At 65.6% G+C, this 24,108-nt stretch carries 26 protein-coding genes; 19 read left to right on the top strand and 7 right to left on the bottom strand.

Translation table 11 applies throughout. The annotated features are described in order from the left end of the window. Positions 1 to 10 precede the first annotated feature (10 nt). The 8 genes from QP996_RS06230 (at position 11) to QP996_RS06265 (ending at position 5,638) form a co-directional block, all read left to right on the top strand. The gene (locus QP996_RS06230) at positions 11 to 979 is read left to right on the top strand and encodes a F0F1 ATP synthase subunit gamma (protein ID WP_284871742.1); all 969 of its coding nucleotides are present in this window, start codon (positions 11 to 13) and stop codon (positions 977 to 979) included. A 3-nt stretch (positions 980 to 982) separates the two neighbouring features. Beyond that, positions 983 to 2,494, top strand: coding sequence for a F0F1 ATP synthase subunit beta (gene atpD / locus QP996_RS06235; protein ID WP_284871743.1), 1,512 nt, complete (start codon positions 983 to 985; stop codon positions 2,492 to 2,494). 11 nt (positions 2,495 to 2,505) lie between these two features. Further along, positions 2,506 to 2,874 (top strand): F0F1 ATP synthase subunit epsilon, encoded by a 369-nt coding sequence (locus tag QP996_RS06240; RefSeq protein ID WP_284871744.1) that lies wholly within the window; start codon positions 2,506 to 2,508, stop codon positions 2,872 to 2,874. Between the two features lie 137 nt (positions 2,875 to 3,011). Then, positions 3,012 to 3,488 (top strand): DUF2550 domain-containing protein, encoded by a 477-nt coding sequence (locus QP996_RS06245; protein ID WP_284871745.1) that lies wholly within the window; start codon positions 3,012 to 3,014, stop codon positions 3,486 to 3,488. Positions 3,489 to 3,510: 22 nt separating this feature from the next. Continuing rightward, the gene (nucS, locus tag QP996_RS06250) at positions 3,511 to 4,203 is read left to right on the top strand and encodes an endonuclease NucS (protein ID WP_284871746.1); all 693 of its coding nucleotides are present in this window, start codon (positions 3,511 to 3,513) and stop codon (positions 4,201 to 4,203) included. After that, entirely contained in the window at positions 4,203 to 4,490 is a 288-nt protein-coding gene (locus tag QP996_RS06255; RefSeq protein ID WP_284871747.1) for an Rv1322 family protein, read from the top strand. Before nucS ends, QP996_RS06255 begins: the two co-directional genes overlap by 1 nt. A gap of 10 nt (positions 4,491 to 4,500) precedes the next feature. Next, positions 4,501 to 4,803, top strand: a complete 303-nt coding sequence (locus tag QP996_RS06260) for an MTH1187 family thiamine-binding protein (RefSeq protein WP_284871748.1) — start codon at positions 4,501 to 4,503, stop codon at positions 4,801 to 4,803. Between the two features lies 1 nt (position 4,804). Beyond that, on the top strand, positions 4,805 to 5,638 hold the full coding sequence (locus QP996_RS06265; protein WP_284871749.1) for a tetratricopeptide repeat protein: 834 nt from the start codon (positions 4,805 to 4,807) through the stop codon (positions 5,636 to 5,638). Here the strand turns inward: QP996_RS06265 and glgB are convergent. Then, positions 5,635 to 7,824: a 1,4-alpha-glucan branching protein GlgB gene (gene glgB / locus QP996_RS06270; protein WP_284871750.1), complete on the bottom strand. Its 2,190-nt coding sequence runs from the start codon at positions 7,822 to 7,824 to the stop codon at positions 5,635 to 5,637. The two genes, QP996_RS06265 and glgB, sit on opposite strands and share 4 nt — an antisense overlap. Positions 7,825 to 7,832: 8 nt before the next feature. Continuing rightward, positions 7,833 to 9,860 carry a maltotransferase domain-containing protein gene (locus QP996_RS06275; protein WP_284871751.1) on the bottom strand — a complete coding sequence of 676 codons (2,028 nt, stop codon included), beginning with the start codon at positions 9,858 to 9,860 and terminating at the stop codon, positions 7,833 to 7,835. Between the two features lie 140 nt (positions 9,861 to 10,000). On the opposite strand from QP996_RS06275, the gene QP996_RS06280 reads away from it, so the two are divergent. The 5 genes from QP996_RS06280 to QP996_RS06300 are packed head-to-tail and all read left to right on the top strand — an operon-like array spanning position 10,001 to position 15,045. Continuing rightward, positions 10,001 to 10,795, top strand: coding sequence for an ABC transporter ATP-binding protein (locus tag QP996_RS06280; RefSeq protein ID WP_194560487.1), 795 nt, complete (start codon positions 10,001 to 10,003; stop codon positions 10,793 to 10,795). Positions 10,796 to 10,813: 18 nt separating this feature from the next. Continuing rightward, the gene (locus tag QP996_RS06285; RefSeq protein WP_284871752.1) at positions 10,814 to 11,689 is read left to right on the top strand and encodes an NUDIX hydrolase; all 876 of its coding nucleotides are present in this window, start codon (positions 10,814 to 10,816) and stop codon (positions 11,687 to 11,689) included. Next, entirely contained in the window at positions 11,679 to 12,818 is a 1,140-nt protein-coding gene (locus tag QP996_RS06290; protein WP_284871753.1) for a THUMP-like domain-containing protein, read from the top strand. Before QP996_RS06285 ends, QP996_RS06290 begins: the two co-directional genes overlap by 11 nt. A 10-nt stretch (positions 12,819 to 12,828) precedes the next feature. Next, on the top strand, positions 12,829 to 13,938 hold the full coding sequence (locus QP996_RS06295) for a cysteine desulfurase family protein (RefSeq protein ID WP_284871754.1): 1,110 nt from the start codon (positions 12,829 to 12,831) through the stop codon (positions 13,936 to 13,938). 51 nt (positions 13,939 to 13,989) lie between these two features. Continuing rightward, the gene (locus QP996_RS06300) at positions 13,990 to 15,045 is read left to right on the top strand and encodes a glycoside hydrolase family 25 protein (RefSeq protein WP_284871755.1); all 1,056 of its coding nucleotides are present in this window, start codon (positions 13,990 to 13,992) and stop codon (positions 15,043 to 15,045) included. A 10-nt stretch (positions 15,046 to 15,055) separates the two neighbouring features. Here the strand turns inward: QP996_RS06300 and QP996_RS06305 are convergent, their stop codons facing one another. Continuing rightward, on the bottom strand, positions 15,056 to 15,844 hold the full coding sequence (locus tag QP996_RS06305) for a spermidine synthase (protein ID WP_284871756.1): 789 nt from the start codon (positions 15,842 to 15,844) through the stop codon (positions 15,056 to 15,058). Between the two features lie 330 nt (positions 15,845 to 16,174). Between QP996_RS06305 and QP996_RS06310 the strand changes: the two genes are divergently transcribed. Then, positions 16,175 to 16,363 carry a hypothetical protein gene (locus QP996_RS06310; protein ID WP_284871757.1) on the top strand — a complete coding sequence of 63 codons (189 nt, stop codon included), beginning with the start codon at positions 16,175 to 16,177 and terminating at the stop codon, positions 16,361 to 16,363. 401 nt (positions 16,364 to 16,764) lie between these two features. On the opposite strand, the gene QP996_RS06315 is transcribed toward QP996_RS06310, so the two are convergent. Both QP996_RS06315 and QP996_RS06320 read right to left on the bottom strand, forming a co-directional pair. After that, positions 16,765 to 17,049 (bottom strand): metal-sensitive transcriptional regulator, encoded by a 285-nt coding sequence (locus QP996_RS06315; RefSeq protein WP_284871758.1) that lies wholly within the window; start codon positions 17,047 to 17,049, stop codon positions 16,765 to 16,767. Positions 17,050 to 17,083: 34 nt separating this feature from the next. Then, positions 17,084 to 19,030, bottom strand: coding sequence for a heavy metal translocating P-type ATPase (locus tag QP996_RS06320; protein ID WP_502870133.1), 1,947 nt, complete (start codon positions 19,028 to 19,030; stop codon positions 17,084 to 17,086). Positions 19,031 to 19,060: 30 nt separating this feature from the next. On the opposite strand from QP996_RS06320, the gene QP996_RS11885 reads away from it, so the two are divergent. The 4 genes from QP996_RS11885 (at position 19,061) to QP996_RS06335 (ending at position 21,737) form a co-directional block, all read left to right on the top strand. Further along, positions 19,061 to 19,294 carry a hypothetical protein gene (locus QP996_RS11885; protein ID WP_502870134.1) on the top strand — a complete coding sequence of 78 codons (234 nt, stop codon included), beginning with the start codon at positions 19,061 to 19,063 and terminating at the stop codon, positions 19,292 to 19,294. 115 nt (positions 19,295 to 19,409) lie between these two features. After that, positions 19,410 to 20,489 (top strand): tRNA 2-thiouridine(34) synthase MnmA, encoded by a 1,080-nt coding sequence (mnmA, locus tag QP996_RS06325; RefSeq protein WP_284871760.1) that lies wholly within the window; start codon positions 19,410 to 19,412, stop codon positions 20,487 to 20,489. 10 nt (positions 20,490 to 20,499) lie between these two features. Next, complete coding sequence (locus tag QP996_RS06330; protein ID WP_284871761.1) at positions 20,500 to 21,357, top strand: uroporphyrinogen decarboxylase/cobalamine-independent methonine synthase family protein; 858 nt, start codon at positions 20,500 to 20,502, stop codon at positions 21,355 to 21,357. After that, positions 21,354 to 21,737, top strand: coding sequence for a hypothetical protein (locus QP996_RS06335; protein ID WP_284871762.1), 384 nt, complete (start codon positions 21,354 to 21,356; stop codon positions 21,735 to 21,737). The genes QP996_RS06330 and QP996_RS06335 overlap by 4 nt, the downstream gene beginning before the upstream one ends. A gap of 7 nt (positions 21,738 to 21,744) precedes the next feature. On the opposite strand, the gene QP996_RS06340 is transcribed toward QP996_RS06335, so the two are convergent. Continuing rightward, positions 21,745 to 22,419 (bottom strand): 3'-5' exonuclease, encoded by a 675-nt coding sequence (locus tag QP996_RS06340; RefSeq protein ID WP_284871763.1) that lies wholly within the window; start codon positions 22,417 to 22,419, stop codon positions 21,745 to 21,747. 43 nt (positions 22,420 to 22,462) lie between these two features. Next, positions 22,463 to 23,086 (bottom strand): Fic family protein, encoded by a 624-nt coding sequence (locus QP996_RS06345; RefSeq protein ID WP_284871765.1) that lies wholly within the window; start codon positions 23,084 to 23,086, stop codon positions 22,463 to 22,465. 254 nt (positions 23,087 to 23,340) lie between these two features. Here QP996_RS06345 and QP996_RS06350 point away from each other — a divergent pair, with 254 nt between their 5' ends. Then, complete coding sequence (locus QP996_RS06350; protein WP_284871767.1) at positions 23,341 to 24,081, top strand: cyclase family protein; 741 nt, start codon at positions 23,341 to 23,343, stop codon at positions 24,079 to 24,081. Positions 24,082 to 24,108: the final 27 nt, after the last annotated feature.

A 24,108-nucleotide genomic window follows, 5' to 3' on the forward strand; every position in this document is an offset into this window, starting at 1 on the left:
AGGAAACACCATGGCAACGCTTCGCGAATTGCGCGACCGCATCAGGTCCGTCAACTCAACGAAGAAGATCACGAAGGCCCAGGAGCTGATCGCCACCGCGCAGATCACCAAGGCCCAGCAGCGCGTCGAGGCGGCTAAGCCGTACGCCGACGAGCTGAAAGACGTCATGGAACGCCTCGCGTCCGCGAGCTCCCTGGCCCACCCCATGCTCCACGAGCGTGAGAACGGCCGGGTCGCGGCAATCCTCGTGGTCACCTCTGACCGCGGTATGGCCGGCGGTTACAACCACAACGTCCTGAAGAAGGCGGCGCAGCTGGAGCGCATGCTCACCGATGCCGGGTACGAGGTAGTCCGCTACGTCACCGGCAACAAGGGTGTCACGCACTTCAGGTTCCGCGACATGGACGTTGAGGGTTCTTGGACCGGGTTCTCGCAGCAGCCGTCGTGGGAAGACACCCACGGCGTGCGCCACCAGATCATCGACGGCTACATGGCAGGCTCCGAAGGCTCGGTGCCGCTGCGCGTCGACGGTGCCGAAGGTGGTTCCGTGCGCGGCTTCGATGTCGTGCATGTTGTCTACACCGAGTTCGTCTCCATGCTGTCGCAGGAGGCGCGGGTCACCCAGCTTCTGCCGATTGAGCCGGTGCTGGAGGAGTTCAAGTACGAGCAGCAGGACATGCTGACTACGTCCGGCGATGTGCGTCCGGACATGAACTTCGAACCCGACGCTGACACGCTGATGGAAGAACTGCTTCCGGTGTATGTCTCTAGGTTGCTCTACTCGATCTTCCTGGAGTCCGCTGCAGCGGAGTCGGCATCGCGCCGTACGGCTATGAAGAACGCGACGGATAACGCTACGGAGCTGGCTAACGACCTGTCCCGTGAAGCTAACCAAGCCCGTCAGGCAAAGATCACCCAGGAAATCACCGAGATTATCGGCGGCGCTGGCGCGCTGTCCGGTAGTGGAGAAAGTGACTAAATCATGACTACTGCTCACTCTTTTGATGAGCGCAACGACGAGCTGGCGGGTGCGGCTTCTGAGACCGACACCGCACCGGCTCAGGTCGAAAACACTCAGAACCCGCGCGGTTCTGAGAACGGCCGTGTCGTTCGCGTCATTGGCGCAGTCGTCGACGTGGAGTTCCCGCGTGGCGAGCTGCCCGCTCTGTACAACGCGCTCGAGGTCGACATCGACCTCGGCGAAATGTCCCGCACAATCGTGCTCGAGGTTGCCCAGTTCTTGGGCGACAACCTCGTGCGCACCATTGCCATGGCGCCGACCGACGGACTTGTCCGCGGCGCCAAGGTGGCGGACTCCGGCAACCCGATCTCCGTGCCGGTGGGCGACCAGGTGAAGGGCCACGTGTTCAACGCACTCGGCCAGTGCCTGGACGACCCGTCGGTAGGCGAGACTGGCGAACGCTGGGGCATCCACCGCGAGCCGCCGGCATTCAAGGACCTCGAGGGTAAGACCGAGATCCTGGAGACCGGTATTAAGGTCATCGACCTGCTCACCCCGTACGTCAAGGGCGGCAAGATCGGCCTGTTCGGCGGCGCTGGCGTGGGCAAGACCGTGCTGATCCAGGAGATGATTACGCGTATTGCACGCGAGTTCTCCGGTACCTCGGTCTTCGCCGGCGTGGGCGAGCGCACCCGTGAGGGCACCGACCTGTTCCTCGAGATGGAGGACATGGGCGTGCTGCAGGACACCGCGCTTGTCTTCGGCCAGATGGATGAGCCGCCGGGGGTCCGTATGCGCGTGGCCCTGTCCGGCCTGACCATGGCGGAGTACTTCCGCGATGTGCAGAACCAGGACGTGCTGCTGTTCATCGACAACATCTTCCGCTTCACCCAGGCGGGCTCCGAGGTGTCGACCCTTTTGGGCCGCATGCCTTCCGCCGTGGGTTACCAGCCGACCCTGGCCGACGAGATGGGTGTGCTCCAGGAGCGCATTACCTCGACCAAGGGCCGTTCGATTACGTCGCTGCAGGCCGTGTACGTGCCGGCGGACGACTACACCGACCCGGCTCCGGCCACCACCTTCGCCCACCTCGATGCGACCACCGAGCTTTCCCGTTCGATCGCGTCGAAGGGCATCTACCCGGCCGTGGATCCGCTGACCTCCACGTCCCGTATTCTCGAGCCGGGCATCGTCGGCGAGCGCCACTACGCGGTCGCTCAGCGGGTGATCGGTATTCTGCAGAAGAACAAGGAGCTGCAGGACATCATCGCCATTCTTGGTATGGACGAGCTGTCCGAGGAAGACAAGATCACCGTGCAGCGCGCACGTAAGCTCCAGCGCTTCCTGGGCCAGAACTTCTTCGTTGCGAAGAAGTTCACCGGCGACGAGGGCTCCTACGTCCCACTCGAGGAGACGATCGACGCGTTCGACCGTATCTGCGAGGGCGAGTTCGACCACTACCCGGAGCAGGCCTTCAACGGTCTTGGCGGTCTGGACGACGTCGAGGCTGCGTACAAGAAGCTGCAGGCGTAGGAGGGTAGAACATGGCTGAACTTACCGCTCAACTGGTCGCGGTTGACCGCATGCTCTGGAAAGGCCAGGCAAGCATTGTCACCGCCCAGACCACGGAGGGTGAGATCGGCATCCTTCCTGGCCACGAGCCGCTCCTTGGCCAGCTCAAGGACAACGGTGTGGTGACCATCCGCCCGACCGACGGCGAGCGCATCGTCGCCGCCGTTCAGGGTGGCTTCCTGTCCGTTGTGGGCGAGAAGGTGACCATCCTGGCCGACTACGCCGTTTTCGCCTCCGAGGTCGACACCGCCGACGCGGAGTCGCACCTCCACGACGAAGATCGCGTTGTCAAGGCTCGCTCCGAGGCGGAGCTCGCCGCGGTTCGCCGCTTGAACCAGTAACTGGTCTGGAAGGCATAGACGCCGACCGCCACGAATGCACCCCTTCCCGGGAAACCGGGAGGGGGTGTTTCGCATTTGTGCGATATGATCACTGGCAAATGTCTATCCAGCGTGGTCGAGGAGGTTGGGCCGGGATGATGGTCGTAGCAGTAATTGCAGCGCTTGTCCTGGTTGTTCTCGCCGCGGCTGCTGGCTGGCGCTTCGCTATGGTGCGCAACTCCGGCGCCCGGGCCATGATGCGCGAGCTGCCGGCGCAGGGCATCCACGGCTGGCGCCACGGCGTGCTGCGCTACGACGGGGAGCGGCTGCTGTTTTTCAAGCTGCGATCTCTCACGTTTCACCATGATGTGGAGCTGGATCGCCGCGGGGTGGAATTCGAGGGCTTCAGGGACGTGACCGAGGGTGAACGTGAGTTCATGCCCGAGATCGGTCACGTCCTTCGCTTTACCGGCCCCCAGGGGGACTTCGAGTTCGCGGCTGACCGCCACACGGAGATGGGGCTGGTGTCGTGGGTGGAGGCGGCTCCGGATGTGCGCAAGGAGCGTATCGACGTGCATTCGCTGGCCCAACGCGCGCAGCGCGAGTCGGCGCAGCGCAATGCAAACGAGCGCTAAGCCCGGCTGTACCCTGACAGGCATGCGTCTTGTCATAGCCCGTTGCTCTGTGGATTACGTCGGTCGCCTGGATGCGCACCTGCCGGAGGCGATGCGCCTGATCTTGGTCAAGGCGGACGGGTCGGTGTCGATCCACGCGGACGACCGCGCCTACAAGCCGCTGAACTGGATGACGCCGCCGTGTACCACGCGCGTGGAGCAGGTGGTGGACGTGGACGGCGAAGATACCGGCGAAGAGTTGTGGATCGTGGAGAATCCGAAGGGGGAGCAGCTGCGCATCACCGTCTCCGAGGTGCTGCTGGATGAGACGAAGGAGCTCGGCCAGGACCCCGGCCTGGTCAAGGACGGCGTGGAGTCGCACCTGCAGGAGCTTTTGGCGGAGCACATCACCATGCTCGGAGACGGGGTGACCCTGGTGCGCCGCGAGTACCCGACAGCGATCGGGCCGGTGGACATCCTGGCGCGAGACCCTCAAGGGGGCACGCTGGCGGTGGAGGTGAAGCGCCGCGGCGGCATCGACGGCGTGGAGCAGCTCAGCCGCTACGTGGAGCTGCTCAACCGTGACGAGCTGCTGCGCCCGGTGCGCGGCGTGTTCGCCGCCCAGGAGATCAAGCCGCAGGCGCGCACACTCGCGGGCGACCGCGGCTTCGAGTGCGTGACCCTGGATTACGACGAGCTGCGCGGCATTGAGTCCGCGGAGCTGCGCCTGTTCTGATGCCGCGCAGGAATCGTCGCCGGAGCCAGGCGCCGCGATACGTGCTACCTAAAGACGGCTCCACGTTTATCGGCACGCAGGAGATGGAGGGGCCGGGCTGGACCAACGGGGAGATTTTCAAGGTCCGCCAGATTGGGTCGGCTGCCGCGACGAAGTACTACATCTGCCCGGGCTGCAACCAGAACATCCCGCCCGGGGTGGCGCATGTGGTTGCGTGGCCGCGCGATACGGGCCGGGGTGCGGACGACCGGCGGCACTGGCACAAGCACTGCTGGCAGCGGCGCTAGTATTGGCCGCATGATTGCAGCGTTTTCTGTGGCACCGACTATGACCAACAACTCCAACGCGGAAATGTCCGACGTTGTCGCAAGGGCGGTGAAGGTGGTCCGCGAGTCGGGCCTGCCGCACGAGACCACGGCGATGTTCACCACCATCGAGGGGGAGTGGGACGAGGTCATGGACGTGATCAAGCGCGCCACGCAGGCGGTGGAGGAGGTCTCCCCGCGCGTGTCGTTGGTGGTGAAGGCGGATATCCGTCCCGGCTACGAGAACATGCTGCAGCAGAAAGTTGAATCCCTGAACAAGCACTTGGAGGCGTAACATGACTAATCCGCAGTTCACCGGCGGCGCGATCGACCTGGGAGCGCTCGCGGACCGCAAGGAATCGGCGCAGTCCGGCTTCGAGCCGTTCATCACGGTCACCGAAGCGAACGTTGAAAAGGACGTTGTCGAGCGCTCCATGCAGATCCCCGTGGTGCTGCTCATTGGCACGCCGCGCAGCCCGGATTCGGAGAGCCTGAAGGCGCAGTTTGAAAAGCTTTCGGCGGGCCAGCGCGCGTTCATGGTCGGCTACGTGGACGCGGATTCCACCCCGCAGGTCGCCCAGGCCATGGGCGTGCGTGTGCTGCCCACCGTGGTCGCGCTCGCGGGTGGGCGCCCGGTGGCTAACTTCGAGGGCAACCAGCCGGCGGACGAGCTCGAGCAGTGGGTGGGTGCCCTGGTCAGCCAGGTGGGCCCGCAGCTGCAGGGGCTTGCCGACGACACCACGCCGGCCGAGGACACCGAGGACCCCCGCCTGGACCGCGCGACGGAGGCGCTCAACGCGGGCGACTTCGACGCCGCCACGGCGGTCTACGACGAGATCCTCGCGGACGATCCAGCTAACGCCGACATCAAGCAAGCGAAGGCGACTGTCGCTGTGCTCAAGAGGGTGCAGGGGCAGGACGAGCCAGCCGATGATGTCGAAAAGCTGCTGTGGCTCGCGGACAAGGAGTTTGTCGCGGGCGACCCGGAGGCGGCCTTCGACCGCCTGCTGGAGCACGTGAAGACCGAGCCGCGCGCCAAGGAGCGGCTGCTGGAGCTGCTGACGCTGCTCGAGCCGGGCGATGAGCGCGTGATCGCGGCGCGCACCCGGCTGGCCAGCGCGCTGTTCTAGCGGCGCAGGATGTAATACTGCGCGCTCATCGCCGGCACGTGCAGCTCGGCGGACTGCTCGAAGCGGTCCCACTCGGTCGGCTCGGTGGTGAGCACCTGCGGCAGGTCGTTGCCGGCGCCGCCGTAGACGGCGTCGTCGGTGTTGACTAACAGCTCCCACTCGCCGGCCTCGGGAAGCCCCAGGCGGTAGTTGGGTTGGGAGGCGCCGGAGAGGTTCACCACTGCCAGCACCGGGGTAGCGTCCACGCCCCAGCGGATGTAGGCGAGGATGTTGTTCGCCGCGTCGTCGCCCTTGACCCACTGGAAACCCATCGGGGTGTTGTCCTGCGAGTACAGCGCCGGGGTGTCGCGGTAAACGCGGTTGAGATCGCGCACGAGGCGCTGCACGCCGCGGTGGTAGCCGTGGCCCCAATCGTCGCCAATGTTGTCCCAGTTGACGGAGTGCGCCTCGTCCCACTCGGTGGTCTGGCCCCACTCGCAGCCCATGAACAACAGCTGCTTGCCGGGGTGCGAGAACATATAGCCGTACAGGGCGCGAAGGCCCGCGGCCTTGTTCCAGTCGTCGCCGGGCATGCGGGTCCACAGCGAACCCTTGCCGTGGACCACCTCGTCGTGGCTAAACGGCAGCACGTAGCGCTCGGAGAACGCGTAGACCAGCGAGAAGGTGATCTCGTTGTGGTGGTAGGAGCGGTGGATGGGATCCAGGGAGAAGTACTCCAAGGTGTCGTTCATCCAGCCCATGTTCCACTTCAGGGAGAATCCCAGCCCGTCTGCGTCCGTCTGCGCGGTCACGCCCGGCCAGGCGGTGGACTCCTCGGCGATGGTGAGCACGCCGGGGTGCTCGCGATGCACGGTGGCGTTCATTTCCTGGAGGAACTGCACGGCCTCCCAGTGCTCGCGGCCGCCGTACTGGTTGGGCAGCCACTCGCCGGGCTCGCGGGAGTAGTCCAGGTAGAGCATGGAGGCCACCGCGTCCACGCGCAGGCCGTCCAAGTGGAACTCCTCGCACCAGTACAGGGCGTTGGCCACCAGGAAGTTGCGCACCTCGCGGCGGCCGAAGTCGAAGACGTAGGTGCCCCAATCCTTCTGCTCGCCGCGGCGCCAGTCGGGGTGCTCGTAGAGCGCGGTGCCGTCGAAACGCGCGAGCGCGAAGTCGTCTTTGGGGAAGTGGGCGGGCACCCAATCCACCAGCACGCCGATGCCGTTGGCGTGCAGGGTGTCCACGAGTTTGCGGAACTCGTCCGGGGTGCCCCAGCGCGCGGTCGGCGCGTAGTAGCCGGTGACCTGGTAGCCCCAGGAGCCGCCGAAGGGGTGCTCCGCCACGGGCAGGAATTCCACGTGGGTGAAGCCGTTGTCCACCAGGTAGGGCACGAGCTCCTCGGTCAGCTGGGCGTAGTTGGAGCCCTGCTTCCAGGAGCCGATGTGGCACTCGTAGACGCTCATGGCGGAGTTGGTGGCGTCGGTGCCGGCGCGCGCGTTCATCCACTCTTCGTCGGTCCACTCGAACTCGCTCGGCGCGGCCACCACGGAGACGGTCTCCGGCGGGGTGAGCGTGCGCTTGGCCAGCGGGTCGGCCTTGTCCACGCGGGTGCCGTCGGCGGTCTGGATGGCGTACTTGTAGGTGGCGCCGTCGCCGATGCCCGGGATGAAGACCTCCCACACGCCGGAGGCACCCAAGGAGCGCATGGGGTACTGGTTGGGGTTCCACCCGCAGAAGTCGCCGATGACGGCCACACCCTGGGCGTTCGGCGCCCAAACTGCAAACGAGGTGCCGCGGACCTCGCCGAGGGAGGTCTCGTAGGAGCGCACGTTCGCGCCGAGGACTTCCCAGAGGCGCTCGTGGCGGCCCTCGTTGATCAGGTGCAGGTCCAGCGAGCCCAGGGTGGGCAGGAAGTGGTACGCGTCCGCCACAATGCGCGGTTCGGCGCCGGGGTAGGTGACGCGGAAGCGGTAGTCGGGCGCATGCTCGTCCTCAAGCGAAATTGCCCAGATGTCGTCGCCGATGGACTCCATGGCGCGCGCGCCGTTGTGGATGAGCAGCTCCACGCACTCGGCACCGAGGAAGCGGGTGCGCACGACGGATCCTGCGCCCACGCGGTGCCAGCCGTAGAAATCGTGGGGGGCGTGGTGCTTGCACTCGATGAGGCGCTGGCGGTCGCCTTCGGGGATGAGCAGGTCGGTGTTCATTGGTGTCCTTAGGGGCGGTAGTCGTGGTCTGAGATCTGACGGTACGCAAGTGCTTCTCGACGAACCGAAGGCACCTCCGGCAACCGGAAAATATGCGCGACGTTCTTCTCGGGTGCGAGGCGGATGAAGTTGCCGGTTTCGGCGGTGGTCCAGGTGTAGCGCTCGCCGGTGATCTGGTCGTGCACCTCGAACGTTTCGCCGTCGTTTAAGCCCACCGCGGAGGCGTCCACACGCAGCATGCCCTCCTGGGTGGAGGAAGGATCGAGGTTGATCACCACAAGCACCGCGTTGCCGGTCTCGGCGTCCGCCTTGGAGTAGGCGATGATGTTGTCGTTGGCGATGTCGTGGAAGCGAATCTGGCGCAGCTGCTGCAGCGCCGGGTTGTCGCGACGGATGGAGTTGAGCAGGGTCAGGTACGGCTCGAGAGACTTGCCCTCTTGCAGTGCGGCGGCGAAGTCGCGGTGGCGCAGCTGGTACTTCTCGCTGTCGTGGTACTCCTCGCTGCCTTCGGCGACGGGGCGGTCCTCGTAGAGCTCGTAGCCGGAGTAGACACCCCACAGCGGGCTCATCGTGGCTGCCAGGGTGGCGCGCAGCGCAAACGCCGCCGGGCCGCCCTGCTGCAGCGTGGCGTGCAGGATGTCGGGGGTGTTGACGAAGAGGTTGGGGCGGGAGACATCGGCGACGTCGACCAGCAGTTGGGCGAAATCGGTCAGCTCCGCCTTGGTGGTCTTCCACGTGAAGTGGGTGTAGGACTGCGAGAACCCGGCCTTGGACAGCCCGTACATGCGCGGCGGGCGGGTAAACGCCTCCGCCAGGAAGACCACGTCCGGGTCGGTCTCGTGCACCTTGGAAATCAGCCAGTGCCAAAAATCCACCGGCTTGGTGTGCGGGTTGTCCACGCGGAAGGTGGCCACGCCCAGGTCCACCCAGTACATGAGCACGCGGTAGATCTCCGCGTAGAGCTTCTCCGGGGCGTTGTCGAAGTTTAAGGGGTAGATGTCCTGGTACTTCTTCGGCGGATTTTCGGCATAAGCAATGGTGCCGTCGGCCAGGACGGTGAAAAATTCCGGGTGCTCTTTCGCCCAGGGGTGGTCGGGAGCTGCTTGCAGCGCGAAGTCGAGGGCGATTTCTAGGCCCAGCTCGTTGGCGTGGTCCATCATGTCGAGGAATTCGTCCTCGCCGCCTAGGTTCGGGTCGAAGGCGTCGTGGCCGCCGTGCTTGGAACCGATCGCCCACGGCGAGCCCACGTCGCCGTCCTCCGGGGTCAGCGTGTTGTTGCGGCCCTTGCGGTTGACTTCGCCGATGGGGTGGATCGGCGGGAAGTACACGGTGTCGAAGCCCATGTCCGCCACGCGCTGAAGCTGCGCCGCGGTAGTGGCCCAAGTGCCGTGGACCGGGTTGCCCTTTGCGTCCACGCCGCCGGTGGAGCGGGGAAACAGCTCGTACCAAGAGTTCACCAGCGCCTCGCGGCGCTCCACCAGGATGTCGGCCACGGGCCCGCGGGTGACCAGCTCGCGCAGCGGGTACTCGGCCAGCACGTCGCGCACCTCAGGTGAGACGCAGGGCGCGATGCGGTCGGCGAGCGGGAGCGTGTCGTCGAGAAGCGTTGTGCGCGCGTTCTCCAGCACCTGCGGCGAGGGGGTCTGGGCGATGGCCGCGGCGAACAGGTCCGCGCCGTGGGCGATGTCGTTGGCCAGCTCCTTTTCGGTCTGGCCCGCGGCGAGCTTCTTCTCCACCGCATTGCGCCACGTGGCCATCACGTCGCTCCACGCGTCCACGCGGTAGCGCCACAGCCCCTTTTCGCGGGGGATGAAGATGCCGTGGACGTAATCCGGGCGGTAGACCTCCTGGTGCATCGGCACCGAGAACTGCTCGCCGGACGGAGAAATCAGCACCAGCGTCGCCGCGATGGCGTCGTGGCCCTCGCGCCACACCAGCGCCGACACTGGCACCACCTCGCCGACCACCGCCTTCGCGGGCAACGTGCGACCGGAAACCTGGGGGCGCACATCGTCGATGCCAAAGCGAGCAACCATTTTCTCAGACCCTCTCAACCTGCCTGCATTCCATCAGCCAGGGTAGCGCGGGCCTCCCACACACGCGGGCCGAAATAGGTAAAGATGGATGCGTGAATGCGAGCGAGGAATTGGTGACAGACCCGGACCTGCTGGTGGACATGCGCGACGTGGAGTTCATCCGCGGCGGCAACACCCTTGTGGGACCCGTGACATGGCAGGTGGAGCTGGACGAGCGGTGGGTGGTCATCGGCCCCAACGGCGCCGGCAAGACCACCCTGATCCGCATGGCTTCGGCCCAGGAGTTCCCATCAAAGGGCACCGTGTTCATCATCGGCGAGCGCGTCGGCGCCACCGACATGCGCGACTTGCGCGCGGCGATCGGCGTGACGTCCTCTGCGGTGGCGCAGCGCGTGCCGGACAACGAAAAGGTGGGCGATCTGGTCGTCTCCGCCGGCTACGCCATCTTGGGCCGCTGGCGCGAGGACTACGACGAGATGGACTATGAGCAAGCCCTCGAGGTGCTCGAGCAGGTCGGCGCGATCCACCTGATCGACCGCACCTGGGGCACCCTGTCCGACGGCGAGAAGAAGCGCGTCCTAGTCGCGCGCGCGGTGATGACTAACCCGGAGCTTTTGATCCTGGACGAGCCGGCCGCCGGCATGGACCTGGGCGGGCGCGAGGACCTGCTGGCCTACCTGGGAGATCTGGCCATGGACCCGGACGCCCCAGCGATTGTCATGATCACCCACCACTTGGAGGAGATCCCAGCGGGCTTTACCCACGCCATGCTGTTGGACGAAGGTGAGGTGGTCGCCCAGGGCCTCATCAACGACGTGCTGACCTCTGAAAACGTTTCGCGCGCCTACCACCAACCCATCGAGGTCACAGTGGACGAGGGCCGCTACACCGCCCGCCGGGCTCGCGCCAAGCGCGGTGGTGCGCACCGGGCGTAGGCCTGGGGGATTTCGGCCATGCCCACGAGCAGAAACCGCACCCAGGGCGTGCTGACGCACGACCTCGGCGACACCATCGACGTCCACGAGCGCAGCGGGTTTCAAGGTGCCCGGCTGTCCGCGACGGTGATGCTGCTGCGCGACGGTGCGGACGGTCTCGAGGTGTGGATGCAGGAGCGCGTGCTATCCATGCCGAATTACCCCGGCATCACCGTCTTTCCCGGCGGCGGGGTGGATTCGCGCGATTTCCCGCCGCGTTCCTGGGACGACGGCGAGCTGTGGCTCGGCCGCTCCGCCATTTCCCTGGCCCGCCAGTTGGGCGTGACCAAGTACAAGGCGCATGCGCTGCTGTTCGCGGCGGTGCGCGAGTTGTTCGAAGAAACCGGCACGCTGCTCGCCGTGGACGACGACGGGGTGCTGCTCGATGATGCGCGCCCCTTCCATGAGCACCGCTTGAAGTTGGAATCGCATGAGCTTTCGCTTACGGACGTGCTACGCGAGTCCAACCTCAACGTCTGCGCCGACCTGCTGAAACCGCTTGCGCGGTGGGTGGGTAAGTCTGAAAGCGGCAACTGGTTCGACACCTTCACGTTCGTCGCCGCCAACCCCGAGGGCCAAGAGCCGGACGCGAACACCGACGAGGCGGACGACGCCAACTGGTTCCCGCCTCAGCTGATTCTCGAGGGCTGGCGCCACGGGCTGGTGCGCCTGGCCCCGTCGACGTGGGCGCAGCTGACGGAGGTGGCGCGGTTTAGCGACACGGAAGAAGCACTGGCCGCCGCCTGGCGCGCAGATCTGTCGCCGGTGGTGGGCGATCCGGTGCACGACCTGCGCTACCACGACTTCTTCTCGTTCACGCCGATAGACAGGATTGGACGCCGCGGTGGGATTTAGCGTCGCAGAAGCCCGCTTTTTGGCGGCGCATACGGAAGAGATCGCCGAGGTTGCGCCGCAGGTGGCGCTGACCAAGCAATCCGTGTTTGCGGACCGCGCAGTGCTCGACGCCCGCTTCGGCGAGTACGCGCGTGCGGTCAGCGTGCTCATCTCCTCCCAGCGCGCGGCCACGGGAAAGTTCCCGGACAACTGGCTCACCGACGCCGACGCGGTGCAGCAGGCCACACCGGCGCGCGTGGCGCGAGTGCGGGCTGGGCGGATTGCGGCAGCCGGGGTGGAGTTCGTCCACGACGTGACCTGCTCGGTGGGCTCGGAGGCGCCGGCGTTCCTTGACGCCGGTATGAGTTGGCTCGGCTCCGACCTCGACGCCGCGCGTCTGGTCATGGCCCGCCACAACCTCGGGCCGGACGCCTGGCTGGCCCGCGCCGACGCACTCGCGCCGGTCAGCACCGGCGGGGCAGTGGTGGCCGACCCCGCGCGCCGGGCCGGCGGTAAACGGATCACCGACCCGGCCAAGCTCCTGCCTCCGCTGCCGGACCTGCTGGCGGCGCACGCGGGCCGCGAGATGGCGGTGAAGTGCGCGCCGGGCATCGACTACTCCGGGTGGGACGGCCTGGTCAGCGTGGTGTCTGTGGACGGGGGCGTCAAAGAGGCCTGCCTGTATACGCCGGGGTTGGCGGGCGGAGTTCGTCGAGAGGCAGTGGTGCTGCGGGACTTCGAGGAGCGCGTCACCGACACCGAGCCGGACGAGGTGGAGGTCACCGCGCCGCGCAGGTGGATCATCGAGCCGGATGGGGCGGTCGTGCGCGCCGGGCTGGTGCGGCAGTGGGCCGCGCGCCACGGGTTGAGCATGCTGGACGAGCGCATCGCCTACACCACCGGCGACACTGTGCCAGCGGGGTATAGCGGCTTCGAGTTCATCGAGGCGGTGCCGCTGCGCGCGCTGAAGAAAACGCTCGCCGGCCACGGGGCTGGGGCCGCGGAGATCCTCGTGCGCGGGGTGGACGTGGACCCGGACCAGCTACGCAAGAAGCTCAAGCTGCGCGGGGATAGGCCCATGGGCGTGGTGATCGCACGCGTGGGCGACGACGCGGTGGCGCATGTGTGCGGCGCGCGCGTGCACGCCTAACCTGTGGGGCATGGTCTACCTCGATCACGCTGCCACTACTCCCATGCGACAAAGCGCCATCGACGCGTGGGTGGAGCACGCCGGCGCTTTAAACGCCGGCAGCCAGCACGCCGCCGGGCGGAAAGCGAACGCGGTGCTCGCCGACGCTCGCGAGCGCATCGCCGCGGCACTTGGCGCGGACCCGGTGGAGGTGGTGTTCACCGGCTCCGGCACCGAGGCGAACAACATTGGGGTGCGCGGGCTGTGGAGCGCCTCCGGCGGCGGCCGCGTGGTGTCCACCCCGATCGAGCACCCGGCGGTGCTCGAGGTAGTCAAGCCTCTGGGGCAGACCGAATGGCTGCCGGTGGCGCAAGATGGCGTAGTCTCGGACCTGTCTGTGCTGGATACCCCAGCCGCGGTGGCGGCGGTGATGTGGGCGAACAACGAAACCGGCGCGATCCAGCCGGTGCGCGAGGCGGTTACGCGCGCCGAGGCTGCGGGCACCCCGGTGCACGTTGACGCGGTGCAGGCGGTCGGGCACATCCCGGTTCACTTCCACGAGCTCGGCGCGGCCACGCTCGCGGCCAGCGCGCACAAGTTCGGCGGCCCACGCGGGATGGGTCTGCTTTTGGCGCGCCGCTCGCCGGCGCCCAAGCCGGTGATCCTGGGCGGCGGACAGGAGCGCGGCATCCGCTCCGGCACGGTGGACGTGGCCTCGGCGGCTGCCACGGCGGCGGCGCTGGAGGAGGCTGTCGCCGAGATGGCGCACGAGCAGCAGCGGATCGCGGACTTACGCGATGCGGTGATTGCTGGGGTGAAAGAGGTGGTGCCGGAGGTGATCGTCGCAAAGCATGAGCCCTGCTTGCCTGGGCACGCGCACTTCATGTTCCCGGGGGCGAACGCGGACGCGCTGATCATGCTGCTGGACGCCCAGGGCATCCAAGTCTCCGCCGGTTCGGCGTGCGCCAGCGGTGTGCTGCGCATGAGCCACGTGCTGGAGGCGATGGGGTTCACCGAGCGCGAAGCGATGGGGGCGCTGCGCGTGACGGTGGGGCGGACGAACACGCGCGAGGACGTGGACGCATTCCTCGCCGCGATTCCGGAGGTGGTGGAGCGGGCCCGGGCGGCCGGCGCGCTGTAGCAGGCGTGTCGCGTGTGGTGTGTGTGACTTGAGTGGTTTAGTGTGTCGGGCATGCAGATTACTCGCCGCATCCGTACCGCAGCCGCCGCCGTGACCGCGCTCGCCTTGGGCCTGAGCGTGATCAACCCGGTGACCGGGCCCGCAGACGCCCAGCCCATCCCGGGCGTTGTCTCCGGCGTGGACGTGGCGGGCCACCAGCGCCCGGGCGGCGCCGCCATTGATTGGCGCTCCGTGAGCACCGTCGGCGGCCAGGACTTCGCCTACGTGAAGGCCTCCGAGGGCGACGGCTGGAAGAACGAGTTCTACGACGAGGACGCCAAGGCAGCGGCCGACGCCGGCCTGAAGGTGGGTGCGTACCACTACGCGCGCCCCGCGGAGGATCCGGTGGCGCAGGCGCGCTACTTCGCCTCCGTGGTCAACGACGGCCCGGCGACCCAGCTACCGCCCGTGCTGGATCTGGAGGTCGACGAAGGGCTGGGGCCGGTGCAACTAGCGGGATGGACGCAGGCGTTCCTCTCCGAGCTGGAGGCGCGCACCGGCAAGCGTCCGATGATCTACACCTACCGCTACTTCTGGTACGAGCGCATGAACGATACCCGCGCGTTCACCTCTTACCCGCTGTGGCTGGCGGCTTACCAGAACCGCCCGCCGGCTCCGGTCGGCGGCTGGGACAAGCTTTCCTTCTGGCAGCGCAGCGAGTCCGGCCGCGTGGTGGGCATCAACACGCCGGTGGACATGAACATCTTCAACGGCAACGCCGCCCAGTTGAACCAGTTCGCAGCGGGCGACCTGCGCGCCGGCGGCGGTGTGCTCGAGGCGTTCCAGGCCCCGGACTCCGGTGAGCTGCAGGTGCTTGAGCAGGACAGCACCAAGCTCGTTGTGGCCATCCTGGCGCTCGCCGCGGGTGGCTTGGGCGCGCAGCAGCTTATCGACGCCGCCCGCCTCGCCGGCTTCGACCCGACCGACGCGGAAAACATCGCGGGCCTCGTCCGCGCGCTGGCGGGTCAGGGTGAGCTGCCGATCGAGGACTTGCGCAACATGATGGTCGGCAATTACCAGATCGGCGACCTGCTCATCCTCCTGGACAACGCCGCGAAAGCGGCCTAGAGGTTGAGCGCTAGTCGTGCCGCGGTGTCGTCGCTAAACGGCGGCACCACGCTTCGTCTTTGAACTGCGCCGGAACCCCGCCTTTGAGCAGGTTGCGGGTAAGCGCATCGCTCGCCTCGAGCGGGTGGCCAGCGCCGATGAGCACGATGTTGCCGTAGCGGCGCCCTTTGAGCATCGGCGGGTCCGCGATCGCCGCGACGTGCGGAAACACCTCCAACATCCCCGCGAGCTCCTCCTTGGCCTCTTTCAGGTCCGCGTGCGAGCCGCAGTTGGCCACGTAGAAGCCGCCTTCGCTTAACGACGTCCACGCCGCAGCGTAAAACTCCACCGTGGTCAAGTTTCGCGGCGTGGTGGCCGAGGAAAACACGTCGCGGATAATCACGTCGCGGGTTGCGGGTTTGAACGCGTCAGTGACCTCGCGGGCGTCGCCGACGCGGATTTTCAAGGTGGGCGAGCGGGGGACGTCGAAAAGCTCGCGCGCAAGGACGGCAAGCTCCGAATCGATCTCCACGATCGTGCTGCGCGAGCCGGGCCACGCGGCGGCGAAGTAGCGGGCGAGCGTGCATGCGCCGCCGCCGAGGTGCGTCAGGCGCGACTTTGGCCGGTGTGGTTCCGGGTAAACGTCGTCGAGGAAATCCGCCATCCAGCGCATGTACTCGAAATCCAGCCGGGTCGGCTCGCCGGGCACGATGTGGGAGCTGGGCACGCCGTTGACCAGCAGCACCATGGACCCGTCCGGCTCGTGGAGCACCTCGGCGACGCCGGTGTCGATCTCGTAAAACTCGCTTTTTGCGGCCATGGCTGGTGAGGGTACTCGAGGCGCGCGTGAGACTAACCCGGTGCAGTAGGCAAAAAGCGCCGGGTGCACCCGGTCGCGCGGCTGCGTTTTAGCCAGCACCCGGCCCACATGCGTCTTCACTGTGGGCCGGCGACCGTGCGGATCGTGTTCAAGAGCGCCAGGACGTTGGTGCCGACGTGGGTGCTTTCCGCCACTGGCCGCCTCGTCGTACTGCGGTATGACGCTGGTGAGAATGCAAGGTGAACCGTGAAAAACAAGGTCTTGCGCTACGATCGCTAGTACTGATCCAGGGGATCGATGTCCAAGGTATCTACGCAGAAGGAGGGGCAAATGTCGACTCCGGTTACCCGGATGCTCTCGAACGACGAGATCATCCAGGAATTGGCCAACACCGAAGAAGAGATGCAACCGTACAACGTCGATGTCTTGCGTCGGCTTCGCGAGGCCGGTGCCCTGAAGTTCGAAGAAGAACGCCTGTTAGAACGTTACGAAGCGTTGTCGTGGATGCTCAACGGGTAGATGTCTTTTCTGAGCACGCCTGGATAGAACATGCAACGGCGTTCGTTGGTGAAATACAGGATCTGCTCGAAAACACATTAGTAGGTGCCATTTTCGGTTTCACGCGGAATCCGTACCGTTGGGGTTACTCCTAGCAAGAAGCGGCCGCTGCGAGACTGCGGCGCAGCAGCAGAATATTCATTTTCCCCTCGGTGACCCGCAGTTCCGCGTCACGGTGGAGGAGGGGCGTAGACGATTCATTGAAATGCAAACTGAGGCAGTTATCCGGCGGGACCCCGCAAAGGCAGTTGAGGTATTACGCTCCGCCGGATGCTATGTGCAGCCTCCATCGGATTGGACCGACATTTCACCTCTTGCTGAGTAGGGACACGCAACAGACGCACGAGTCCTCCCACGGCTATCTAGGATTTCACCAGTCGAGCGATAGCTGCGGACGCCTCTTCGATCTTGGCGTCGGCTTCCTGCCCGTCGCTGATCGCACCGGCAACACAGTGCTTCAGGTGGTCGTCCAGCAAACCCAGTGCTACGCCCTTCAGCGCCGCGTTGACCGCACTGATCTGGGTGAGGATGTCAATGCAGTAGGCGTTTTCGTCGATCATGCGGTGAATACCGCGGGTTTGCCCCTCGATTCGTTTGAGCCGGGCGAGGTAACGGTCTTTCTCGCTGATGTAGCCGTGGTCGTTCATCATGGACCTCCTGAGTGGTGTGAGCGGTGTCGGGTCACTTGGATCGGTTGAGCATACGGTCGGCGCTGCTCTGTGGGGTGAGGTCGAGACGGCGGAGCAGCTGCGCATTCAGCGCCACGACGACGGTCGAGGCCGACATCAGGATTGCGCCGACGCTCATCGGCATCACGAACCCGATTGGGGCGAGGATACCGGCAGCCAGCGGAACGGACACCAGGTTGTAGCCGGCCGCCCACCACAGGTTCTGCTTCATCTTCCGGTAGGTCGCACGGGAGAGCTCGATGACCGAAAGCACCGATCGCGGGTCGGAGCTTGCCAGGACGACGCCAGCCGAGCCGATCGCCACGTCTGTGCCGGCACCGATCGCGATGCCGACATCGGCCTGGGCCAGCGCGGGGGCGTCGTTGACGCCGTCGCCGACCATGGCGACCTTGTGGCCTTCGCCTTGCAGTTCCTTGACTTTTGCGGCCTTGTGCTCGGGACGCACACCCGCGAAGACCCGGTCAATGCCCAGGTCCTTGGCGACGGTGTCCGCGACGGCCTGCGCATCGCCGGTGATCAAGACGACCTGGGCGCCCGCAGAGTGCAGTGCGTCGACGGCGTCGCGGGACTCGGGACGGATCTCATCGGCAAGCCGGAGCGCTCCGATCACTTCGCCGTCGGCGAGGACGTGGAGAATGATCGCGCCCTCCTTTCGCCACTCGTCTGCGATGGGGAGCTCTTCGGCGGAATGCTGCTCAAGCAGGTAGGGGCCGCCGACCTCGATTACCTCACCGTCAACAGTTGCCTTCACGCCCACTGCTGGGGACGAAGAAAAGTCGATTGCCTGCGGGACGGCTACGCCACGGGCTTGAGCAGCCCCGGTGACGGCGCGTGCGAGCGGGTGCTCGCTGTCTGCCTCGGCGGCCGCCGCAAGGGCAAGCACGTCTTCTTTATCACGCCCGCCGGCGGTGTCGATCGCGGTGACGGTGGGTTCGCCCTTGGTGAGAGTGCCGGTCTTGTCGAACAGTACTGCGTCGACGGTGCGCATGGATTCGAGTGCGAGCCGATCCTTGATCAGTACCCCGCCGCGGGCGGCGCGCTCAGTCGCAATCGAGATGACCAGCGGGATTGCGAGGCCTAGGGCGTGAGGGCAGGCGATGACGAGCACCGTAATGGTGCGCACCACGGCGTCGTTTGGCATGCCGAAGACGGTCCAGACCACGGCGGTCAGAATGGCGGCGCCGAGGGCGAACCAGAACAACCACGCGGCGGCCTTGTCTGCGAGGCGCTGCGCCCGCGATGACGATTCTTGCGCATCGGTGACGAGCTTTTGAATGCCGGCCAACGCGGTGTCGCCACCTGTGGCCGTGACCTCGATGCGCAGACCCGAGTCTGTCGCGATGGTGCCAGCAACCACGTGCTCGCCTTCACCGCGGCGCACCGTTTTCGACTCACCGGTGACCATCGACTCGTCCATGCTGGCGCTGCCGTCGACAATTGTGCCGTCGGCAGGCACGGACGCGCCGGGCCGCACGATCACGACATCGCCGACCTCAAGATCCGCCGGGGTGACCTTTACAACTTCGTCGCCGTCGATCTTCTCGGCCTCGTCGGGCAGAAGTGCGGCGAGCGAATCCAGGGCCGAGGTGGTCTGGGCGAGGGAGCGCATCTCGATCCAGTGCCCCAGCAGCATGATGACCACCAGCAGTGCCAGTTCCCACCAGAAATTCAGCCCAGGGTCCAGCAAGTTCAGGCTCGCACCCCAAGAGGAGACGAAGGCGACCGTGATCGCGAGCGCGATCAGCAGCATCATGCCGGGTTTTCGTGAGCGGATCTCGGAGACAGCACCCGTCAAGAACGGGCGACCTCCCCAGAGGTAAATGACCGTGCCCAAAAGGGGCGAGATCCACCGGGCCCATTCCGCGTCAGGCAGCTGGTAGCCGATGAGGTCGGCGAAGGTTTCGCTAAATCCGACGACCGGGATCGCGAGAACCAGCATGATCCAGAAGAGCCTGCGGAACTGGGCAACGTGGTCTCCGTGGCCTGCGTGTCCTCCGTGGCCCGCGTGGCCATGGCCTCCATGTTCTCCGTGCCCCGCGTGCTCTGTGTGGTTGTGGCCGGCATGGCCTTCGTGGTTGCTGTGTTCGTGATGGCTGGCGTGCCCACCGGGTCCGGCGTCAGAGTGGGCGTGTCTGTCGTTCATGGTTCTGTCCTCTCGTTGCAGTTCATCGTTGTGGTCGGCTCGGCCGTGCCGGGGGCCTAGCACGACGGCAGTCTCTCACGTTAATACCCAAGGAGGGGTATAAGTCGAGGGGGTGTGTCCATGCGACCAGCCGGACGTTTCACCTTTCGCACTCACGGGACTACACTGCGCCGACATGCGAGTATTGGCGGCCATGAGCGGGGGAGTCGACTCCTCTGTTGCTGCTGCGCGCCTTGTGGAGGCGGGCCACGACGTCGTGGGCGTGCACCTTGCGCTGAGCAAGGACGCGCAGCAGACGCGCGAGTCCGCCCGCGGGTGCTGTTCGCTGGAAGACTCCGCCGACGCGCGCCGCGTGTGCGACCACCTGGGCATCCCGTTTTACGTGTGGGACTTCTCCGACCGCTTCAAGGAAGAAGTCATCGACAACTTCGTGTGGTCCTACGAACACGGCGAGACCCCCAACCCGTGCCTGCGCTGCAACGAGAAGATCAAGTTCGCGGCACTGTTGGACCGCGCGGTGACCTTGGGCTTCGACGCGATCGCCACCGGGCATTACGCAATTATCGACGACCAAGGCAACCTCCGCCGATCCACCGACCCGAAGAAAGACCAGTCCTACGTCTTGGGCGTGCTCACGCGCGACGAGCTGGACCGCTGCATTTTCCCGGTGGGCGACACCGAGAAGCCGCAGATCCGCGAAGAGGCGGCCCGCCACGGGTTCGCCACCGCCTCCAAGCCGGATTCCTACGACATCTGCTTCATCCCGGACGGCAACACCCAGGCATTTCTGGGCCGCTCCATTGGCATGCGCCCTGGCATGATCAAGGACACCGAGGGCCGCGAGCTGAAGGAACACGACGGCGCGTTTCAGTACACGATCGGCCAGCGCAAGGGCTTAAACATCCGCGAGCCAGCTGCCGACGGCAAGCCACGCTACGTCACGGACGTGGACACCGCCACCGGCACGGTCACCGTCGGCCCGCGGGAGGCACTGAAGATCCACGAGATCACCGCCGACCGCCTGAAAGTGCTGCACCCGGCGATGGAAGGCGAGTTCGAGGCCAACGTGCAGATCCGCGCCCACGGCGGGGTCGTGCCCTGCACCGCACGCGTTGAGGGCGATCAGATGACGCTTGCCCTGCACGAGCCGCTCGAGGGCGTGGCCCGCGGCCAGGCGGCGGTGCTCTACCTGCCGGATCCGGACGGTTTGGGCGACATTGTGCTCGGCTCCGGCACAATCTGCGCCACCGCGTAACATCAGCGCCGTGACCACACTTCCCCCGACCGCGTTTGGCCTCGGGCCGCTTCCCGGCACCGACCTCGCGCAAGCAGCGGATGTGGTGCTCTCCGAGTCGCCGTTGCCGCACATCCCGCAGCTGCCGGACCGCGGCGTCGGCTCGGATCTGATCGGCCGCACCGCCGCGATGCTGGAAATACCCGTGGCGCGCGGGCCCCGCGGCTGGCGCGTGGCGGCGCGGAAGCGCGCAGATGCCGACCGCATGGAGCGCGACCTCGACCACCTGGAGGACCTCTGGCACGGCAAAGTTGACACCGTGAAGGTGCAGCTCGCGGGCCCGTTCACGCTCGCCGCCGAGATCGAGATGGCCAACGGCCACCGCATGATCACCGACCCTGGCGCACTTCGCGATCTCACAGACGCGCTGTTGGAGGTGTGCGTGGGGCACCGGAGGGACGTCGAAAAGCGATTTGGCGCAAGCGTTTTGCAGTTGGACGAGCCGCGCCTGCCCGAGGTCGTCGCCGGCACGCTGGAAGGTGCCACCGACTTTGAGACCATCCGTCCGATCCCCGAGCCGGAGGAAACGCTCGCGCGCTTCGGCGAGCACCTGCTGCATACGCCGATGCTTCTCGACGTCCCATGGTTGACCACCGACCCGCGCCGGGCTGACAACGACGGGCTCGCACGGCTGCTGGACGGCGGGGCGCGAATTGCGATCCCGACGATGGAGCCGCGCGAGCTGTACAACCTTTTCGATGAGCTGCAGGTCGACCCGGCCGCGACCACTGTGGACGTGTACGCGGAGCCGGCAGCGACGCTCGTGGGCACGGCGGCGAACTACCGGGCTGCCCGCGAGATGGCGGAGGCCCTTATAGTGGGGCTATGAGCGAACCGCTGCACTGGGAGCACAAGGAAATCGACTGGTCGACCGGGATCGTCTTCGGCGTGATGTTTGGCATCGTCTTCGGGATGATGATGGACGACTACATCATGGGCATCGCGATCGGCATTGCGTTCTTCGCCGCGTTTGGGCTCTTGTCGCAAAAGCGAGAAGCCGATTTTGACGGGCAGACGCTGCGCCTCGTGGACAAGAAGGAAACCACAGAGATCGACGCCGCCAGCATTGCCGATGTGATCATCAGCGAGTCTGGCGCGATGGTGGTGAAGACCAAGTCGGGGGAGACCTACTCGGTCGAATCTGAAGGCGACAACCGGGGGTTGCACAACTTCGCGGAGAAGCTACGAGCGGAGCTGGCGCTGAGCTAGCCCAGGATCAGCCCAGCATCGGCCACCCGGGCAGGACGTTCGAGGCGTCCCGGCCCTGGGATTCGAAGTACTTCTTCCGGTCCTCCTGCAGGGTGAAGTACTCTACGGCCTGGTACTCCATGAGCTCGCCGGTGTCCATCTGCGCGAGCTCGGGGTAGTGCTTGCGCACCTGCATCCACGCCACGCGGGCGGCGGCGAACGCGTCGGCGGTGGCCTCGTGCGCGTTGTCCAGCCGCACGCCGTAGTGCTCGCACATCGACGTCAGGTTGCGCGGGCCTTTGCGGTAGCGGTCCTTGGCGCGGTCGATGAGCAGGGGGTCAAACACCGGGCCGGTGACCGTGAAATCGCCGGTGAGCCGGCGCAGCACGGTCAGGTCGTAGGGGGCGTTGAACACCACCAGCGTCAAACCGTCCTCCCAGCCCCGCTTGATCGACTCGACCGTCTCGCGCACCACATCGTCGTGGTCGCGGCCCTTCGCGCGCGCCTTCTCCGTGGTGATGCCGTGCACCTTCGCGGCCTCTTCCGGGATCTCTACTCCGGGGTCGGCGAGGGTTTCATTGGCGTCGACCTCGGAGCCGTCGATACGCACGAGCGCAGAGGTGACCACACGGGCCTCGCGCGGGTTGGCGGAGGTGGTCTCCAGGTCGAAGGAGAGCATGCGGGAGGCGTCGAAAGTGGCCATGAGCGACATTGTAATGAGCGCGCCGACACGGGCAGCAGGCAAGTCATTCGCCGAGCGTGCGCACGCTGATGAACTCCGACAGCGGTAATGGGTCGCGGTTGAGATCGTAGGCGCGCAGCAGACGGATGTACTCGGCCTTATCCAGATCCCAGTCGTATTCCTGCGCGTGCGGGAGTTGCTGCGCTGCCGCGAAAACGAGGTCCGCGATGAGACGGGTGACGCGGCCGTTGCCGTCCGAAAACGGATGAATGCGGACGAGCTCCGCGTGGGCGGCAACGCCGAGCTGGCGGGCGGTTAAAAGCATTTCACTGGCCTGGTAGCCGAGGTTGCCAAATGCGGTGTGCAACTCCGTCGAGATCGTGTGAGGATCCACGCCTACATTTAGGCCCGTCCGACGCCTTGCTCCAGCCCAAGTCCAGATGCCGCTGAAGAGCATTTCGTGGAGATGCACCAAAAAGGATGTGGTGAGAATATCGTCCAGCGAAAGTCGGGCGGCATCGACGTCCTTCAACAACCGGGTCCGAGCGGTGAAGAGCATTTCTGTTTCGAGATCGTAGATCTCCGCCTTGCTGGGAATTCGTCCGTACCGGTGAATCACCAACGGCTCTAAGGCATCAATGCGATCGCCTTCGAGTGGAGTTTCGCCGTATCCGGGGTTTAATCCCAACCGCGTGCCCTTCGGAGGTCAGAAAGAATGGTTGCCGTCGTTTCAGATCGTGCGTACTCAGGCGGAAGATTTCGGCCTTCGAGTTTCATCGATGCCACTGCTGCCTCGCGGGAAAATTCCGTGAGGGTCTGAACGGCGATTGTTCGTGCTTCGGTCATGTGCTGGCCTCCTTTCCTGTAACGCATTCTAGATGCACCGGTGCACCGATGAATAGAAACTTGTCTGGCGCAGGCAGGTGGCTGATAGTCAATTCCATGACAGAACTCAGCGAATGGCAGAAGCAGATCCTTAGCGCAAAGCGCGTGGATCTCTCACACGACGTCCACGCCGGTATCCCGCGCTTCCCGGCTTTCAACCCGATGACTGAACGGACAGTCAACACGATTGAAGAGCATCGCTTCTTCGCCAAGGAGTACACCCTAGCCACCCCGTACGGCACGCACATCGACGCGCCGGGCCACTTTGCAGCAGGGAAGCGGCTCGTCGACGCGATCGGTGCCGACGAACTGATCCTCCCGTTGTCCGTACTGCACCTGGAAGACTCGGTTGCGCAGAACCCCGACCACCGAGTGACCGTGGAAGACATCGAGGCTTTCGAAGCCGAGCACGGTCAAATCCCAGCCGGTAGCTTCGTTGCGTTCTCGAGCAATTGGCACAAGCGTTGGGAGGACCCGGACGCGTTTGTGAACCACGACGAAAACGGCGTGCAGCACACCCCGGGCTGGACTCTGGACGGGCTGAAGTTCCTAGTGGAGGAGCGCGGCATTGCAGCTATCGGCCACGAGACGCTCGACACAGATCCCGGTGTGGTTGCTGCCGAAACCGGCTTCTTGTACGGCGAGCTCTACGTACTCGAGCAGAACATCTACCAGGTAGAGGTCATGGCAAATCTGGACCAGGTCCCTGCCACTGGCGCGGTTATCGTCGTTGGGCCTCCGAAGATCCAGGGTGCGCCGAGCATCACCTCACGCGTGTTCGCCCTCTTCAACAACTAGGGATCCGCACTATCTCTACACTGGCTT

It is taken from the genome of Corynebacterium sp. MSK008 (assembly GCF_030232585.1).
Lineage (GTDB): Bacteria > Actinomycetota > Actinomycetes > Mycobacteriales > Mycobacteriaceae > Corynebacterium.